The following is a 16,289-nucleotide window of genomic DNA, read 5'->3' on the forward strand; positions in this document are numbered from 1 at the left end:
GGGGCTTTTCGTTTCATTCACCCGATCAGTTGGCGCTCATGGTCGAACGCGGGGCGACGGGCTGGTTGTCGTTGGAGATGGTCACTTCCACGCGACGGTTCATGGCGCGGCCCGAGACGCTGGTGTTGTCGGCGACCGGGAATTCCTTGCCATAACCCTGGGTCACGATGCGGGCTGGATCGACGCCCATTTTCACCAGGGCCGTGCGCACTGAGCTGGCACGGCGCTCGGACAGCGACTGGTTGTAGGAGTCCGAGCCGGTGCTGTCGGTGTAGCCTTCGATGATCACCTTGCGATCCGGATTTTCCTGGAGGAATTGCGCAAGCTTGCTCACGTTGGTCATGCCGCTGGTGCGCAGGTCGGATTTGTTGGTGGCAAACAGCACGTCGCCGAAGGTCACCAGGGTACCGCGCTCGGTCTGCTTGGCGTTGAGGCTGTCCTGCAACTGCTTGATCTGCGCGTTACGGGCTTCCAGCAATGCACGGGCGCGTTCGTCACCGGCGTTTTTCAGTTCGGCTTCGGCGTTGCGCAGGGCGATGGTCTGCTTGGCCACTTCGACACGCTGGTTGGTCAGGTAGGCCAACTGGTCGACCTTGGCTTCGTCTTCGTTATCCAGGTAGGCCTTGTCGGCCTTGGCCAGGAAATCGGCGGCGTCCTTGGTTTCGAGCGCAGCCACTTTGGTCGCCGCCGGATCGGCCTGCAGCCCGTTGTAGTTGGTGCGGGCCTGTTCCAGGTTCGCGTTCGGATCGTGGGAGCAAGCGGCCAGGGCTACGCAGGCGGCAAGCAGGGCGGGCATCATGAAATGTTTGTGCGTCATAGTCTGTCGTCCTTTTATCGATGAGAAATACGTCGTGGCGTGAGCGGTTTACTGAACCTTGTTCATGCCTTCCTGACGCAGTTCCTGAACCCCTTTCTGAGAGTCCTTGAGAGCCTGTTCGGCCTTGGCGGCCTGGGCCTTGCGCTCAGCGACGCGGGCATCCCATTCGGCCTGTTCGGCCAGACGCTTGGCCTCTTCGTAGTTCTCGTCGTGCATGGCGATTTCGGCTTGCTTGAGTTTGTCCTGGGCCGATTTCATTTCCACCGCGGCGAACTCGGTGCCACCGGCGCTGACGGCGCTGTTGACCGCCGATTGCGTGACCGCATATTGCTCCGACGGTGGATTGCTGGCACAACCGGCCAGGATGAAGCTGCTACCGATAGCCAGGGCAGCCAACTTCAGGCCGCGCAGGCCAGTGGATGAGGGTTTGGCAGTGCAGGTATTCATAGGCTTCAACTCCATTGGAAAACTCCTGAAAAAACACGAATCCATGCTGGGACCGAAGCCGTGACGTCTGTTTTGGCGCGGGCGCCAGGGCGCGTTTATTTAAACGGCCGTTCCAGTATGGTTACTCGGTGTGACCCGAGGCGTTTTTCAAAAGTTCAGGCAAGGATGGCCATTCGCCAAAAGAATTGCTGACTGATCGGTCAGGGGCAAAAAAGCTGAACTTTCAAGGCGTGCAGCGGTATTCCGGGCGCCGTGAGGTGCGCATTTTTTGGGGCGATGCGCGCGTAGGAGCTGCCGAGCGAAGCGAGGCTGCGATCTTTCGACTGACACTTGAGTTCCGAGTGAAAGATCAAAAGATCGCAGCCTCGCTTCGCTCGGCAGCTCCTACAGAAGTCAGTGCAGGAGTCAGTGTTTGGATTTGTCGTTCTGCGAGGAAAGTTCGTGCAGATGGCGGCGGGACAATGCGAGGAACCGCGGGGTCGGCCCGACGTCTTCGTACAGCGGATCGCCTTCTTCATCGGTGGCCACTACCTGCGATCCCCTGACGTAGGGAAAGCTGGCTTCCAGCTCTTCCAGTGCCGCGCCGATGAGTTCGCCGAGCAGTTCTTCGGGGTGGCGCTTGGGGTACATGTCGCAGATGGCCGCCAGGCGTGCCGCGGCCTCGACGTCGAGATGAATCGTGTAGCCGGTCTGGGTCAGGCGACCCTTGGCGTTTTCTTCCCAATGCTGGGCAAGCTCACGGATTTTCATGATGACCTCAATAGCCCTGCTTTTGGCGGGCGCGATAGTGACAAGCCGTCGTGTGGCTTATCCATGAGACTAGCTTTGCCTGACAAGGTTTAAAGTCCCTTCGTCGCTTGTCATTAACGACTGGCATCGGCACTCTCTCCTACAAAGCTGTCCGGACCTTTTTGCTGGAGAACTGCTGATGACCGATATCGATGCCCGTTTGCGCGAGGACGTCCACCTGCTCGGCGAGCTGCTGGGCAACACCATTCGCGACCAGTACGGGGACACCTTTCTCGACAAGATCGAGCAGATCCGCAAGGGCGCCAAGGCTGATCGCCGTGGTTCCATGGACGCCGAGTTGAGCGCCAGCCTCAACCAGTTGAGCGAGGATGAACTGCTGCCGGTGGCGCGGGCGTTCAACCAGTTCCTCAACTTGGCCAACATCGCCGAGCAATACCAATTGATTCATCGGCGCGAAGAATCCAAGCCTGCACCGTTCGAAGCGCGAGTGCTGCCCGAACTGCTGGCGCGCCTGCGTGCCGAAGGCCACAGCGCTGAATCGCTGGCCAGGCAATTGGGCCGGCTGGACATCGAACTGGTTCTCACCGCCCACCCCACCGAAGTCGCCCGGCGTACGCTGATCCAGAAATACGACGCCATTGCTGCGCAATTGGCCGCCCAGGATCACCGCGACCTCACCAGCGCCGAGCGCGCGCAAATCCACCAGCGCTTGCAACGGTTGATCGCCGAAGCCTGGCACACCGAAGAAATTCGCCGGACCCGGCCCACGCCCGTGGACGAGGCCAAGTGGGGTTTCGCGGTGATCGAGCATTCGCTGTGGCACGCCATCCCCAATTACCTGCGCAAGGCCGACCAGGCCCTTCACGCCGCCACCGGGCTGCGCTTGCCCCTGGAAGCCGCGCCGATCCGCTTTGCCTCGTGGATGGGCGGCGACCGCGACGGCAACCCGAACGTCACCGCCGCGGTCACCCGTGAAGTGCTGTTGCTGGCGCGTTGGATGGCGGCGGACCTTTATCTGCGCGATGTCGATCACCTGGCGGCCGACCTGTCCATGCAGAACGCCAGCGCGGCTTTGCGCGCCCAGGCCGGCGACAGCGCCGAACCCTATCGTGCGGTGCTCAAGCAATTGCGTGAGCGCCTGCGGGCCACGCGCAACTGGGCCCAGGCCTCGTTGAAGGCCTCGACGCCCGCCAGCGCCGAGGTGTTGCAGAACAACCGCGAGCTGCTCGATCCGTTGGAGCTGTGCTACCAGTCCCTGCACGAATGCGGCATGGGCGTGATTGCCGATGGGCCGCTGCTTGATTGCCTGCGCCGTGCAGTGACGTTCGGGCTGTTCCTGGTGCGCCTCGATGTGCGCCAGGATTCGACTCGCCATACGACGGCCATGACCGAGATCACCGATTACCTCGGGCTTGGGCGTTATGAAGACTGGAATGAAGAGCAGCGCATCAGTTTCCTGCTGGAAGAGTTGAATAACCGTCGTCCATTGTTGCCGCCGCATTTCAAACCGTCGGCCGATACCGCCGAAGTCCTGGCTACTTGCCGGGAAGTCGCGGCGGCACCGGCGGCGTCCCTGGGCTCCTACGTGATTTCCATGGCCGGCGCGGCTTCCGATGTGCTGGCGGTGCAGCTGTTGCTCAAGGAAGCCGGCGTGCTGCGGCCGATGCGGGTGGTGCCGCTGTTTGAAACCCTTGCCGACCTGGATAACGCCGGTCCGGTGATGGAGCGTCTTTTGTCGCTGCCCGGCTACCGTGCACGCCTGCAAGGGCCTCAGGAAGTGATGATCGGCTATTCCGATTCGGCCAAGGACGCCGGCACCACGGCGGCGGCCTGGGCGCAATATCGGGCGCAGGAGCGCTTGGTGGATATCTGTCGCGAGCAGCAAGTCGAACTGCTGCTGTTCCACGGTCGCGGGGGCACGGTGGGCCGTGGCGGTGGCCCGGCGCATGCGGCGATCCTGTCTCAGCCGCCGGGTTCGGTGGCCGGTCGGTTCCGCACCACTGAGCAGGGCGAAATGATTCGTTTCAAATTTGGCCTGCCGGACATCGCCGAACAGAACCTCAACCTTTATCTCGCTGCGGTGCTGGAAGCAACCTTGTTGCCACCGCCGCCGCCCACGCCAGAGTGGCGTCATTTGATGGACGAACTGGCCGCCGACGGCGTCCGTGCCTACCGCGCCGTGGTGCGGGAAAATCCGCAATTCGTCGAGTACTTCCGCCAGTCCACGCCGGAACAGGAGTTGGGCCGGCTGCCCCTGGGCAGTCGCCCGGCCAAGCGCCGCGCCGGAGGTATCGAAAGCCTGCGGGCGATTCCGTGGATCTTCGGCTGGACCCAGACGCGGCTGATGCTGCCGGCCTGGCTCGGTTGGGAAACCGCCCTGGGCAAGGCGCTGGAGCGCGGCGAGGGTGAGTTGCTCGGGCAGATGCGCGAGCAATGGCCGTTCTTCCGTACCCGCATCGACATGCTGGAGATGGTGCTGGCCAAGGCCGACGCCGACATTGCCCAGTCCTACGATGAGCGTCTGGTGGAGCCGGCACTGCTGCCGTTGGGCGAGCATTTACGCGACCTATTGTCGCAGGCGTGCGCGGTGGTCCTGGGGTTGACCGGCCAGTCGCAGCTACTGGCACATAGCCCAGACACGCTGGAATTCATTCGCTTGCGCAACACTTACCTCGACCCGCTGCACCTGTTGCAGGCCGAACTGTTGGCGCGTTCGCGGCAGCAGGACGTTGCCCAGGGCAGCCCCGTGGAACAGGCGTTGCTGGTGTCTGTGGCAGGGATCGCCGCCGGTTTGCGCAACACCGGTTGACGTCGGGGCGTTGCGTGAAACAGCTCGCCCGGTTCGTCCGGGCGTAGCCGTTTGCGGGGAAGGGCAGGTCGACCAGGCGACAGTTTGTTGCCCGGTTGCGACTCTCGCCACCTCATACAAAGGTCGCGTCGGGCGCGGGTTCCTCCGACTTTCGGCGGCTTGTGTGGCTCGGGCCTGCTGTGTATCTTGAGCAGCCTTTGACCGTTTGGGCGGTCACGATCCTGTTTTTCGAAGATTGGCCCCACGAGGCGAATCCGAGCGTTTTACATAAAAAAATTGAGGAGCACATCGATGCGCGTCATTCTGCTGGGAGCTCCCGGGGCCGGTAAAGGTACTCAGGCAAAGTTCATCACCGAGAAATTCGGTATCCCGCAAATCTCCACCGGCGACATGCTGCGTGCCGCGGTCAAGGCTGGCACCCCATTGGGTGTTCAAGCCAAGAGCATCATGGATGCCGGCGGCCTGGTGTCGGATGACCTGATCATCGCCCTGGTCAAGGATCGCATCGCTCAACCGGACTGCGCCAATGGCTTCCTGTTCGACGGTTTCCCGCGCACCATTCCCCAGGCTGAAGCCCTGGTGACTGCCGGAGTGGAGCTCGATCACGTGGTCGAAATCGCGGTAGATGACGAAGAAATCGTCCAGCGCATTGCCGGCCGTCGCGTTCACGAAGCGTCCGGTCGTGTCTATCACACCGTCTACAACCCGCCAAAGGTCGCCGGCAAGGACGACGTGACTGGCGACGAGCTGGTGCAACGCAAGGACGACACTGAAGAAACCGTGCGTCATCGCCTGTCGGTCTACCATTCCCAGACCAAGCCGCTGGTGGACTTCTACCAGAAGCTGTCCGCTGCCCAGGGCAAGCCGAAGTACAGCCACATCCCGGGCGTTGGCTCGGTCGATGCGATCACCGGCAAGGTGCTTGAAGCGCTGAGCTGAAAAGTCTGATCAGTTGCATCGACGACGGCCCGCTTGCGGGCCGTAGTTGTTTATACTGGCGCACTTTTTCCCCACCTGATTTACGGACACATCGATGAGCACCTTGCTGGCCCTGGACACCGCGACCGAAGCTTGCTCCGTTGCCTTGCTGCACGACGGCAAGGTTACGAGCCATTACGAGGTGATCCCGCGCCTGCACGCGCAGAAGTTGTTGCCAATGATCCAGCAGTTGTTGAGCGACGCCGGGACGACCTTGCAAGCGGTTGACGCAATTGCCTTTGGCCGTGGGCCCGGGGCGTTCACCGGCGTGCGGATCGCCATTGGCGTCGTGCAGGGCCTGGCCTTTGCCCTGGAACGTCCGGTATTGCCGGTGTCGAACCTGGCGGTGCTGGCCCAGCGTGCCTTGCGCGAACACGGCGCGCGCCAGGTGGCGGCTGCCATTGATGCACGCATGGACGAGGTGTACTGGGGCTGTTATCGCGAAACCGATGGCGAGATGCGCCTGGTGGGCCGTGAAGCAGTATTGCCACCCGAGTCGGCGGCATTGCCGGAAGAGGCGAGTGGCGATTGGTTCGGCGCCGGTACCGGGTGGGGCTATGGCGAGCGGATCGGCGCCAGCGTTGGCGGCCAGGACGCGTCGATGCTGCCCCATGCCGAAGACCTGCTGGCGCTGGCACGCTTCGCTTGGGAGCGCGGCGAGGCCATTGCGGCCGATGAGGCGCAGCCGGTTTACCTGCGGGACAGGGTCGCCACGCCCAAGTCCGAGCGCTAAACAAGCATTACCCCATCCAAAGGCGAGCGCAGTTGTGGCGAGGGGATTTATCCCCGCCCGAGTGCGCAGCACTCGTCAAGTGTGTGGCTGACAAAACAATGTCGGGGGCGCTGCGCGCCCAGCGGGGATAAATCCCCTCGCCACGAGGCATTCTTCAGCCCCTGGACTTCCAGCCAAAAAGTCATTGCCCGATCCAAAAGTCACACCCAACCTTGCCAGTCGTCACTTTTTCAGCCTGTTTTTAAACCTTTTTGACTTTATGTGTTCTAGTTATCACTTGCGCATTTGCGCGGCTGCGAATGTGCCGCTAAATTGCCATCATTGATACCGAGCATTTTGTCATGCGTATAGACGGCGTTTCATCACAGTCCTATCCCATCAAGCGTCGGCCTCGTGCGGGTAAAGCCGCTGAGCCCGAAACCTTCGATGACATCGATGGCGACCTGGAACTTCCGTCCGAAGAGCAACTGGCCGCCCGTGCCGCCAAAGCCTCCGCGCAACGCCTGAGCAATCTCCCCGCCCGCCAGCAAGACATGCTGTACCACCGCGCCATGAGCCGCAGTGTCGCCACGGCCCTTGCCAGCTATTTGAGCACTGCCGGTTTTGTCGACTGGGATATGGAAGTGCTGGGGCTCGACCTCTACATCTGATGCGGCTGCCTTATTACCTCGGCTGCCCGTCCTGGAGTGAAAACGCCTGGCGCGATTACCTTTATCCCCAGGACACCAAGAGCTCCGACTTCCTGAATCTCTATAGCCAGGTCTTCAACGCCGTGGAAGGCAACACGACCTTCTATGCGAGCCCGTCTGCGGCCACCGTCCAGCGCTGGGCGGAAATCATGCCCGAACATTTTCGTTTCACGGCCAAGATTCCGGGCGACATCAGTCACGGCGGTGACTTGCGCGAACACCTGACCGCCGCCGAAACCTTCGTTCAATTGCTCAGCCCGCTGGGCGAGCGGGTTTCGCCGTTCTGGCTGCAACTGTCCAAGGCGTTCACGCCCAATCGGTTGCAGGAGTTGGCTGCCTTCATCGACGCGTTTCCACGACCATTGGCCGTCGAGGTCCGTCATGATGAGTTCTTCGCCAAGGGCGATGCCGAGCGCCAGCTCAATCGCCTGTTGCTCGATCGCGGCGTGGAACGTATCTGCCTCGATCCACGGGGTTTGTTCAGCTGTGCCTCGACCGATCCCTCAGTGATCCATGCCCAATATAAAAAGCCACGGGTGCCTACGCGGCCAGCAGCGTTCACCCAATGCCCACAGGTGCGCTTCGTCGGCCATCCCGTGGTGGAGGCCAACGAGCCGTTCCTGACGCCTTGGGTGGAGAAAATCGCTGAGTGGATCGAAGAAGGGCGCACGCCGTACATGTTCCTGCACACCGCCGACAACCTCCTGGCGGCAAGACTCGCGATGCATTTTCACAGCCGCTTGATGAGCCGTTTGCCTGGCTTGCCGGCCCTGCCTGAGCTATATAGAGAACCCGCCGCCGAGCAACTGGGTTTGCTCTGAGGCGATCTCTTCCCTAGTTCAGGAGCGACTTTCATGGATGCACAAACCCGGCGAGCCCAGGCGTTCAAGGCCTTGCACGAGCGTGAAGGGGCGTTTGTCATTCCCAATCCGTGGGATGCCGGTTCGGCCAAGATGCTCGCCACCCTTGGCTTCGAAGCCTTGGCCACCACCAGTGCCGGCTACGCTTTTTCCCTGGCGAGACCCGATGGTGGGCTGGCCCTGGATGACACACTGGCCAACGTGCGAGCGATCGTGGCGGCCACGGATCTGCCAGTGGCGGTCGATCTGGAGAATGGCTTTGCCGATGCGCCCGAAGAATGTGTCCGCAGCCTCTTGCGTGCGGCAGAAGCCGGGGCAGTGGGGGGCTCGATCGAAGACGCCACCGGGCGTCCGGACAGTCCGATCTATTGCTTCGACCACGCAGTGGCGCGCGTCAAGGCCGCGGCCGACGCGGTACGCAGCCTGCCGTTCCCGTTCCTGCTGACCGCCCGGGCGGAGAATTTCCTGCACGGCAAGCCTGACCTGGACGATACGATCCGGCGCTTGAAGGCGTTCGCCGACGCAGGTGCCGACGTGCTCTACGCGCCGGGGTTGAGCAGCGCCGAACAAGTCCTCGCGGTGGTCCGGGCCGTGGCGCCCAAGCCGGTGAATGTGCTGATGTCCGGCGCGCTGGACCTCACCGTGGCACAGTTGAGCGAACTGGGCGTCAAGCGCATCAGCGTCGGATCGGCCCTGGCACTGGCGGCCTACGGCGAGTTCTTCCGCGCTGCCGAGGAGATCCAGCAGCAGGGCACGTTCACCTTCACCCGTCGCTCGATGCCGTACAGTCAGGCCAATCAATTATTCAAGGGTTGATGCCCGAGGCGTTGTCGTGCGGTTTTTCAAAGTGTTGATGGTATTGGCGCTGGTTGCTGGCGCTGCGGTATTTGGGGTTTGGCGCGGCTGGCTGTCGGTGCCGCCGCAATGGAATCCCTGGGCGCCGTTGGACGTCAACGTCCCGCCGAACCTGCTGACCCGCTACAAGCTGATGGCCCTGCGCAACGACCCGCAACTGTGCGACCAGGCGCTTGCGACGTCAGGGCTTCGCACCGCTCGCCAGGCGGACAGCGGCGCCAACACGACGTGTCCGTTGACCAATGTGTTGCGGGTGCAGGGCGGCGAGGTGGCGCTGAGCAGCAGTTTCCTGGCCAGTTGCCCGCTGGCCGTGGCCTTCGCGTTGTTCGAGCGCCATGCGCTGCAGCCGGCGGCAACGGCGGTCTATGGGCAGAAGGTCACGCGGGTCGATCACTTGGGCAGCTTTGCCTGTCGCAATATGTACGGTCGTGAAAGCGGCGCGCGCAGCCAGCATGCCACCGCCAGCGCGCTCGACATCGCCGGGTTTCGCCTGGCCGATGGGCGCGCGGTCAGCGTGCTCAAGGATTGGCCGAAGGACAACACCGATGCGCAGTTCCTGCGGCAGGTGCGCGACGGCGCGTGCGACATGTTCAGTGTGGTGTTGAGTCCAGACTACAACGCGGCGCACCGCAACCATTTTCATCTGGATGTCGGGCCGTGGTGGATCTGTCGGTAAGAATCAGGCGGCGATGCGCAGGTTTTGCAGCACGATCGGCCGTGCCCAGCGAGTGTCGAAATCGAGTTGTTTCTGTTGTGCCACCAATTCCTCTTCCGGGAACGGCGGGAAGGGTTTGTCCAGCAGCTCGAGTTCGAACTCGGCAATCGGCAGGTGCAACGGACGCGGTTGTGGTGCCGGGCCCGGTTCTGGCAGGGGTTGGCCGGCGGTGAGAACGATCGGGCGGACCCAATTGCTTTCGAAGGTCTGCTGCTTTTGCTGGGCGACGATTTCTTCCGGCGGGAAGGGTGGGAACGGCTTGTCCAGCAAGTCAAGTTCGAACTCGGCGATCGGCAGGAACAGCGGCTCGGGTGGCTTGACCTGGGTCTCAGTCACGTCGCAGGTGCGTTGGCTGACGATGTGTTCCAGCAGTTCGGCGCCGAGGGTCGGTTCAACCGCTTCATCGAGGGCGACGGGCTGGTAGCTGCCTGGCGCCGGTGCGTTTTCACCCAACTGATCGGCCAGGGCCCGGGCGAAAAAATCCTGCCACAGGTGACTGACGCCGCTCAGCGCTTGGGTGTTACGCAGGCTGTAATCGCCGTAAGGGGAGATAACGCCTATCGATGTGGATTGAATGTCTGACATTTTTCTCGGTCGACGCTCAGCTCTGGCAAAATGCCGTTCACCGTTGTTATCGGCCGTTTTTGCCGATCCTTAATTTTTTGAGCGTGTTTTCATGATTGAGCAACCCGCGGCCTGCCGCATCCGCATCGAGGCCCTGGCCCCGGCCTTCCAGGCGCAAGCCGAGCAATGGGCCGAGCGGCTTGGCCTGCCGTTGCAAGTGGACGATGGCGAGTTTGCCTTGCAGGTTGGCGAGCAGGGTTTGCAATTGCAGCAACTGGGTCCGGACGCGCCGGGACCGGTGCGGGTGGACTTCGTCGAGGGTGGCGCGGCCCATCGTCGGTTGTACGGCGGCGGCAGCGGCCAGATGATCGCCAAGGCCGTCGGTGTCGCCCAAGGTGTGCGTCCTCGGGTACTCGACGCCACGGCTGGGCTGGGCAAGGACGCGTTCGTGCTGGCGAGCCTGGGCTGCGAAATGAGCCTGATCGAGCGCCAGCCGCTGATCGGCGCCTTGCTGGAAGATGGCCTGGCCCGGGGCGCGGAGGATTTCGACGTGGCGCCGATCGTGGCGCGCATGCGTTTGCTCAAGGGCAATTCCATCGAGGTGATGCGCACCTGGGAAGGCGAGCCGCCCCAGGTAATCTACCTGGACCCGATGTTCCCTCATCGGGAGAAAACCGCCCTGGTGAAGAAAGAGATGCGCCTGTTCCGGCCATTGGTGGGTGATGACAATGACGCCCCGGCGCTGTTGGCCGCGGCACTGGCGCTGGCGACCCACCGAGTGGTGGTCAAGCGCCCGCGCAAGGCGCCTTGCATCGAAGGGCCGAAGCCGAGCCATGGGCTTGAGGGCAAGTCCAGTCGGTACGACATCTACCCGAAGAAAGCGCTCAAGCCTTGAGACCGAGGCGCCTGCATCGCGAGCGAGCTCGCTCCCACAGGGTTTGATGAGCACCACAGATCCAATGTGGGAGCGAGCTTGTTCCGGGCGGCGTTCCGACGATGAGGCCCTGACGGCCAGCGCAAGGCTGCCGGTCGAGCTAGGGCCGATAAGCGCGCACAAACAACCCCACCACTTCCTGCACATGAGCCTCGGCCGCCTCGGCGTCCTGCGGCCCATCGCAGCCGTACAGCAACCGGAAATTCGCCGCGCCCTTGATCAGGCAGAAGAAATGTTCGGCGGCATTTCTCGGTTTGTCGATGCTCAACGCGCCGCTCTGGTTGACCTTGCTCAGTAACCGCTCCATGCCTGAAAGCATGCGTTGCGGGCCGGCCTCGTAGAAAATCGTCGAAAGTTTCGGATCCTGGCTGCCCAAGGCAATCATCAACCGATGCAGGTTGACCGATTCGTCGCTGTTGATCAGTTGATTGAAACCACGGGCGATGTTCAGCAACACGTGCTCAATGGGAACGCCATCAGGCCATTCGAAAAAAAGCGTCGGAACTTGCTCCTCGCATTTGGCAATCACCGCGGCGGCAAACAGGGTTTCCTTGTCGTTGAAGTGACTGTAGACCGTCAGCTTCGACACGCCGGCCTCGGTCGCCACGGCATCCATGCTGGTACTGGCGTAACCCAGGCTCAGGAACAGACGTTTCGCGGCGTCGAGAATGGCTTGGCGCTTGGCCAGATCCTTTGGGCGACCGGGGCCGCTGGGAGGGAGAGGATTGTTCGACATTATTCGCTTTTAATACTGGACTGGTGAGTTTGCTATTAATAACATACTCGCCAGTATAATTATTCCAAGCACCATTAGCGAAAGGTCATCCACCATGTTCCGCTATGTCCTGCCCCTCGCCCTGCCAGTCAGCCTGGCTTTTTTATTGTCTGCGTGTGGCCACGATGAGCCGGTCGCCGCTGTCGTCCGCCCCGCCATGGTGGTCAAGCCAGAGCCTTCGGCCTTGGCGATGGACAGTTATCCTGGCGAAGTGCGGGCGCGGTTCGAACCGGACCTGGCGTTTCGCATTGGCGGCAAAGTGAGCCGACGGTTGGTCGAAGAGGGACAGCGGGTCAAGGCCAATCAACCCTTGGCTGAACTCGATCCTGAAGATGTACACCTGCAACTGGAAGCGAGCCGGGCCCAGGTCGCCGCCGCCGAGGCCAACTTGAGCCTGGTGCGCGCCGAGCGCGACCGCTACAAGACCTTGATGGAACGGCAGATGGTCAGCCGCTCCCAATACGACAACGCCGAGAATCTCTATCGCTCCGGGGCCGCGCGGCTCAAGCAGATCAAGGCTGAGTTCGATGTCGCCAGCAACCAGGCGAGCTATTCCGTATTGCGCGCGCCCCAGGATGGCGTCGTGGCCCGGCGTTCGGTGGAGGTCGGTCAGGTGGTGTCGGCCGGGCAGACGGTCTTCACGCTGGCCACCGACGGTGAGCGTGAGGTGCTGATCAGCTTGCCTGAGCAGAGCTTCGGCCGCTTCAAGATCGGCCAGCCGGTTTCGGTGGAGCTGTGGAGCCAACCCGACCAGCGCTTCAGTGGACACATCCGCGAACTCTCGCCCGCCGCCGACCCGAAATCCCGCACCTTCGCCGCTCGCGTCGCGTTCACCGCCGGCAGCGTCCCGGCGGAACTGGGCCAGAGCGCCCGGGTGTTTATCCAGAATGCCGAAAAGGTCCCGCTGTCAGTGCCGCTGTCGGCCCTCACCGCCGAAAACGGTGCGACCTACGTCTGGGTGGTCAACGCCAACAACACCCTCAAGAAAGTCCCGGTCCGTGTCGGTGCCTTTGGCGAAAAAACCGTGCCGGTACTTGAAGGCCTGGGTGCGAATGACTGGGTGGTGGCCGCAGGCGTGCATGTGCTCCTCGATGGCCAGCAGGTGCGGCCGGTGGATCGCTCCAACCGCGTGGTCAACCTGGCGGCCAAGGAGTAATCCCCGATGGGTTTCAATCTTTCCGAATGGGCGTTGCGCAACCGCCAGATCGTACTGTTCCTGATGCTGTTGCTGGCAATCGTCGGAGCACTTTCCTACACCAAGCTCGGCCAGAGCGAAGACCCGCCGTTCACCTTCAAGGCCATGGTCATCCGCACGATCTGGCCCGGCGCCACGGCTGAGGAAGTGTCGCGCCAGGTCACCGAGCGTATCGAAAAGAAGCTGATGGAGACCGGCGATTACGAGCGGATCGTTTCGTTCTCGCGCCCGGGCGAATCCCAGGTGACGTTCATGGCGCGCGACTCCCTGCACTCCAAGCAGATTCCCGAGCTGTGGTACCAGATCCGCAAGAAGATCGGCGACATCCGGCATACCTTGCCGCCAGGCATCCAGGGGCCGTTCTTCAACGATGAGTTCGGCACCACCTTCGGCAATATCTATGCGCTGACCGGCGACGGCTTCGACTACGCCGTGCTCAAGGATTACGCCGACCGAATCCAGATCCAGCTGCAGCGGGTCAAGGACGTGGGCAAGGTCGAGCTGGTCGGCCTGCAGGACGAGAAAATCTGGGTCGAACTGTCCAACGTGAAACTGGCGACCCTCGGCCTGCCGTTGGCGGCGGTCCAGCAAGCCTTGGAAGCGCAGAACGCGGTGTCCACCGCCGGATTCTTCGAGACCGGTAGCGAGCGATTGCAGCTGCGGGTTTCCGGGAATTTCCAGACCGTGGAAGAGATCCGTAACTTTCCGATCCGCGTGGCTGATCGCACCTTCCGGATCGGCGACGTGGCGGAGGTTCGTCGCGGCTTCAATGACCCACCCGCGCCGCGCATGCGCTTCATGGGGGAAGATGCCATCGGCCTCGCCGTGGCGATGAAGGAGGGCGGTGACATCCTCGTGCTCGGCAAGGCCCTCGAGGTGGACTTTGCCCGGATCCAGAACACCCTGCCGGCCGGCATGCAGTTGCGCAAGGTCTCGGACCAACCGGCGGCGGTGAAGACCGGCGTCGGTGAGTTTGTCCAGGTGCTGGTGGAAGCGCTGACCATCGTGCTGCTGGTGAGCTTCTTCTCCCTCGGGCTGCGCACCGGGATGGTGGTGGCGCTGGCGATTCCGCTGGTGCTGGCGATGACCTTCGCGGCGATGTATTACCTGGGCATCGGCCTGCACAAGATATCCCTCGGCGCGCTGGTCCTGGCGCTGGGTCTGCTGGTGGACGACGCGATCATTGCGGTGGAGATGATGGCGATCAAGATGGAGCAGGGCTTCGACCGGATCAAGGCAGCCAGCTTCGCCTGGACCAGCACGGCGTTTCCGATGCTCACCGGCACCTTGATCACGGCGGCGGGGTTCCTGCCGATCGCCACCGCTCAATCGGGCACGGGGGAATACACCCGTTCGATTTTCCAGGTGGTCACCCTTGCGTTGCTGGCGTCCTGGGTCGCCGCGGTGGTGTTCGTGCCGTACCTGGGGGAAAAATTCCTCCCGGACCTGGCGAAGATTCATGCGGCCAAGCATGGCACGACTGACGGCCAGACCGACCCTTACGGCACGCCGTTCTATCAGCGTGTCCGGCGGATGGTGGAGTGGTGTGTGCGTCGGCGCAAAACCGTCATCCTGCTGACCGTGCTGTTGTTTGTCGGCTCGGTGGCGTTGTTCCGTTTCGTGCCGCAGCAGTTCTTTCCGGCATCGGGGCGGCTGGAACTGATGGTCGACTTGAAACTGCAGGAAGGAGCCTCCCTGAGCAACACCGCCGAGCAGGTCAAGCGCCTGGAAGCGCTGCTCAAGGATCACGCCGGCATCGACAATTATGTTGCCTACGTCGGCACCGGATCACCGCGTTTCTATCTGCCGCTGGACCAGCAACTGCCGGCGCCAAGCTTCGCCCAATTCGTGGTGCTGGCCAAGACGATCGAAGACCGCGAGCCGTTGCGCAGTTGGCTGATCAGCACCCTGAACGAGCAGTTCCCGACGTTGCGCTCGCGGGTGACACGCCTGGAGAACGGTCCGCCGGTGGGCTACCCGGTGCAGTTCCGCGTGACGGGCGAGCACATCGAGGTAGTCCGGGCCCTGGCGCGGAAAGTGGCGACGAAGGTCCGGGAAAATCCCTACGTTGCCAATGTACATCTGGACTGGGAAGAGCCGAGCAAGGTGGTGTATCTGAATATCGACCAGGACCGCGCCCGGGCCTTGGGGGTGACCACCGCCAATCTGTCCAGCTTCCTGCAAAGTTCTCTGACCGGATCCAGTGTCAGCCAATACCGGGAAGACAACGAGCTGATCGAGATCCTGCTGCGCGGCACCGTGCATGAGCGCACCGAGCTTTCGCGGCTGCCAAGCCTGGCGGTGCCCACCGACAACGGTGCGAGCGTTGCGCTGTCGCAGATCGCGACACTGGAGTATGGCTTCGAAGAGGGCGTGATCTGGCATCGCAACCGTCTGCCGAGCGTGACCGTTCGGGCCGATATCTACGGCAAGGAACAGCCGGCGACCCTGGTCCAGCAGATCTTCCCGACCCTGGACGCGATTCAAGCGGAACTGCCGGACGGCTATTTGCTGGAAGTGGGTGGCACCGTGGAGGACTCGGCCCGTGGCCAGAAATCAGTGAACGCCGGTGTGCCGCTGTTCATCGTGGTGGTGCTGACGTTGTTGATGCTGCAATTGCGCAGCTTCTCCCGCACGGCGATGGTGTTCCTCACCGCGCCGCTGGGGTTGATTGGTGTCACGCTGTTTCTGTTGGTGTTCCGCCAGCCGTTCGGTTTCGTCGCCATGCTCGGCACCATCGCGCTGTCTGGCATGATCATGCGCAACTCGGTGATCCTGGTGGACCAGATCGAACAGGACATCAAGGCCGGGCTTGCGCCATGGCAGGCGATCATCGAAGCGACGGTGCGACGATTCCGCCCGATCGTGCTCACCGCGCTGGCGGCGGTGCTGGCGATGATTCCGCTGTCGCGCAGCCTGTTCTTCGGCCCGATGGCGGTGGCGATCATGGGGGGGCTGATTGTGGCGACAGCGTTGACGCTGCTGTTCCTGCCGGCGCTGTATGCGGCGTGGTTCAGGGTCAAGAAGACCTGACCTCGGCCTGTGGCCTCCATGAACCCAATGTGGGAGCGAGCTTGCTCGCGATAGCAATATCAGCCTCAACATCTTCGTTGGCTGTTACACCGCTATCGCGAGCAAGCTCGCTCCCACAGTTGTTTTGGGTTGGGG

15 protein-coding genes are annotated in these 16,289 nt (G+C 62.4%); 10 read left to right on the forward strand and 5 right to left on the reverse strand.

Going from position 1 to position 16,289, the window contains the following annotated elements:
• Positions 1-25 precede the first annotated feature (25 nt).
• From JMN22_RS13485 to JMN22_RS13495, 3 genes are all read right to left on the reverse strand, one after another.
• Positions 26-817, reverse strand: a complete 792-nt coding sequence (locus JMN22_RS13485; RefSeq protein ID WP_198796327.1) for an OmpA family protein — start codon at positions 815-817, stop codon at positions 26-28.
• A gap of 48 nt (positions 818-865) precedes the next feature.
• On the reverse strand, positions 866-1,279 hold the full coding sequence (locus tag JMN22_RS13490) for a DUF4398 domain-containing protein (protein WP_198796328.1): 414 nt from the start codon (positions 1,277-1,279) through the stop codon (positions 866-868).
• 390 nt (positions 1,280-1,669) lie between these two features.
• Entirely contained in the window at positions 1,670-2,014 is a 345-nt protein-coding gene (locus tag JMN22_RS13495; protein WP_030139522.1) for a hypothetical protein, read from the reverse strand.
• 178 nt (positions 2,015-2,192) lie between these two features.
• Between JMN22_RS13495 and ppc the strand changes: the two genes are divergently transcribed.
• The 7 genes from ppc (at position 2,193) to JMN22_RS13530 (ending at position 9,614) form a co-directional block, all read left to right on the forward strand.
• Positions 2,193-4,823 (forward strand): phosphoenolpyruvate carboxylase, encoded by a 2,631-nt coding sequence (ppc, locus tag JMN22_RS13500; RefSeq protein WP_198796329.1) that lies wholly within the window; start codon positions 2,193-2,195, stop codon positions 4,821-4,823.
• A gap of 291 nt (positions 4,824-5,114) precedes the next feature.
• Complete coding sequence (gene adk, locus JMN22_RS13505) at positions 5,115-5,762, forward strand: adenylate kinase (protein WP_030139520.1); 648 nt, start codon at positions 5,115-5,117, stop codon at positions 5,760-5,762.
• 94 nt (positions 5,763-5,856) lie between these two features.
• Positions 5,857-6,534, forward strand: a complete 678-nt coding sequence (gene tsaB, locus JMN22_RS13510) for a tRNA (adenosine(37)-N6)-threonylcarbamoyltransferase complex dimerization subunit type 1 TsaB (RefSeq protein WP_198796330.1) — start codon at positions 5,857-5,859, stop codon at positions 6,532-6,534.
• Positions 6,535-6,875: 341 nt separating this feature from the next.
• Positions 6,876-7,184 (forward strand): hypothetical protein, encoded by a 309-nt coding sequence (locus tag JMN22_RS13515; RefSeq protein ID WP_030139518.1) that lies wholly within the window; start codon positions 6,876-6,878, stop codon positions 7,182-7,184.
• Entirely contained in the window at positions 7,184-8,044 is an 861-nt protein-coding gene (locus tag JMN22_RS13520) for a DUF72 domain-containing protein (RefSeq protein ID WP_198796331.1), read from the forward strand. The genes JMN22_RS13515 and JMN22_RS13520 overlap by 1 nt, the downstream gene beginning before the upstream one ends.
• A gap of 33 nt (positions 8,045-8,077) precedes the next feature.
• Positions 8,078-8,899 (forward strand): isocitrate lyase/PEP mutase family protein, encoded by an 822-nt coding sequence (locus tag JMN22_RS13525; protein ID WP_198796332.1) that lies wholly within the window; start codon positions 8,078-8,080, stop codon positions 8,897-8,899.
• Between the two features lie 16 nt (positions 8,900-8,915).
• Complete coding sequence (locus JMN22_RS13530; protein WP_030139515.1) at positions 8,916-9,614, forward strand: extensin-like domain-containing protein; 699 nt, start codon at positions 8,916-8,918, stop codon at positions 9,612-9,614.
• A gap of 3 nt (positions 9,615-9,617) precedes the next feature.
• Here the strand turns inward: JMN22_RS13530 and JMN22_RS13535 are convergent, their stop codons facing one another.
• The gene (locus JMN22_RS13535) at positions 9,618-10,238 is read right to left on the reverse strand and encodes a hypothetical protein (RefSeq protein ID WP_030139514.1); all 621 of its coding nucleotides are present in this window, start codon (positions 10,236-10,238) and stop codon (positions 9,618-9,620) included.
• 91 nt (positions 10,239-10,329) lie between these two features.
• Between JMN22_RS13535 and JMN22_RS13540 the strand changes: the two genes are divergently transcribed.
• Positions 10,330-11,112: a class I SAM-dependent methyltransferase gene (locus tag JMN22_RS13540; protein WP_206768479.1), complete on the forward strand. Its 783-nt coding sequence runs from the start codon at positions 10,330-10,332 to the stop codon at positions 11,110-11,112.
• 139 nt (positions 11,113-11,251) lie between these two features.
• On the opposite strand, the gene JMN22_RS13545 is transcribed toward JMN22_RS13540, so the two are convergent.
• Complete coding sequence (locus tag JMN22_RS13545) at positions 11,252-11,887, reverse strand: TetR/AcrR family transcriptional regulator (protein WP_030139512.1); 636 nt, start codon at positions 11,885-11,887, stop codon at positions 11,252-11,254.
• 94 nt (positions 11,888-11,981) lie between these two features.
• Between JMN22_RS13545 and JMN22_RS13550 the strand changes: the two genes are divergently transcribed.
• Entirely contained in the window at positions 11,982-13,082 is a 1,101-nt protein-coding gene (locus JMN22_RS13550; protein ID WP_198796333.1) for an efflux RND transporter periplasmic adaptor subunit, read from the forward strand.
• 6 nt (positions 13,083-13,088) lie between these two features.
• The gene (locus JMN22_RS13555) at positions 13,089-16,154 is read left to right on the forward strand and encodes an efflux RND transporter permease subunit (RefSeq protein WP_198796334.1); all 3,066 of its coding nucleotides are present in this window, start codon (positions 13,089-13,091) and stop codon (positions 16,152-16,154) included.
• The last annotated feature ends 135 nt before the right edge of the window (positions 16,155-16,289 follow it).

Source organism: Pseudomonas sp. HB05 (genome assembly GCF_016756915.1).
GTDB lineage: Bacteria > Pseudomonadota > Gammaproteobacteria > Pseudomonadales > Pseudomonadaceae > Aquipseudomonas > Aquipseudomonas alvandae.

What these genes read in the sequence shown, in the direction of transcription:
- JMN22_RS13550 (WP_198796333.1), top strand. Translation starts at nt 11,982, where the DNA reads ATGTTCCGCTATGTCCTGCCCCTCGCCCTGCCAGTCAGCCTGGCTTTT.
- JMN22_RS13490 (WP_198796328.1), bottom strand. Translation starts at nt 1,279, where the DNA reads ATGGAGTTGAAGCCTATGAATACCTGCACTGCCAAACCCTCATCCACT.
- JMN22_RS13495 (WP_030139522.1), bottom strand. Translation starts at nt 2,014, where the DNA reads ATGAAAATCCGTGAGCTTGCCCAGCATTGGGAAGAAAACGCCAAGGGT.
- JMN22_RS13515 (WP_030139518.1), top strand. Translation starts at nt 6,876, where the DNA reads ATGCGTATAGACGGCGTTTCATCACAGTCCTATCCCATCAAGCGTCGG.
- adk (WP_030139520.1), top strand. Translation starts at nt 5,115, where the DNA reads ATGCGCGTCATTCTGCTGGGAGCTCCCGGGGCCGGTAAAGGTACTCAG.
- ppc (WP_198796329.1), top strand. Translation starts at nt 2,193, where the DNA reads ATGACCGATATCGATGCCCGTTTGCGCGAGGACGTCCACCTGCTCGGC.
- JMN22_RS13555 (WP_198796334.1), top strand. Translation starts at nt 13,089, where the DNA reads ATGGGTTTCAATCTTTCCGAATGGGCGTTGCGCAACCGCCAGATCGTA.
- tsaB (WP_198796330.1), top strand. Translation starts at nt 5,857, where the DNA reads ATGAGCACCTTGCTGGCCCTGGACACCGCGACCGAAGCTTGCTCCGTT.
- JMN22_RS13485 (WP_198796327.1), bottom strand. Translation starts at nt 817, where the DNA reads ATGACGCACAAACATTTCATGATGCCCGCCCTGCTTGCCGCCTGCGTA.
- JMN22_RS13525 (WP_198796332.1), top strand. Translation starts at nt 8,078, where the DNA reads ATGGATGCACAAACCCGGCGAGCCCAGGCGTTCAAGGCCTTGCACGAG.
- JMN22_RS13540 (WP_206768479.1), top strand. Translation starts at nt 10,330, where the DNA reads ATGATTGAGCAACCCGCGGCCTGCCGCATCCGCATCGAGGCCCTGGCC.
- JMN22_RS13545 (WP_030139512.1), bottom strand. Translation starts at nt 11,887, where the DNA reads ATGTCGAACAATCCTCTCCCTCCCAGCGGCCCCGGTCGCCCAAAGGAT.
- JMN22_RS13535 (WP_030139514.1), bottom strand. Translation starts at nt 10,238, where the DNA reads ATGTCAGACATTCAATCCACATCGATAGGCGTTATCTCCCCTTACGGC.
- JMN22_RS13520 (WP_198796331.1), top strand. Translation starts at nt 7,184, where the DNA reads ATGCGGCTGCCTTATTACCTCGGCTGCCCGTCCTGGAGTGAAAACGCC.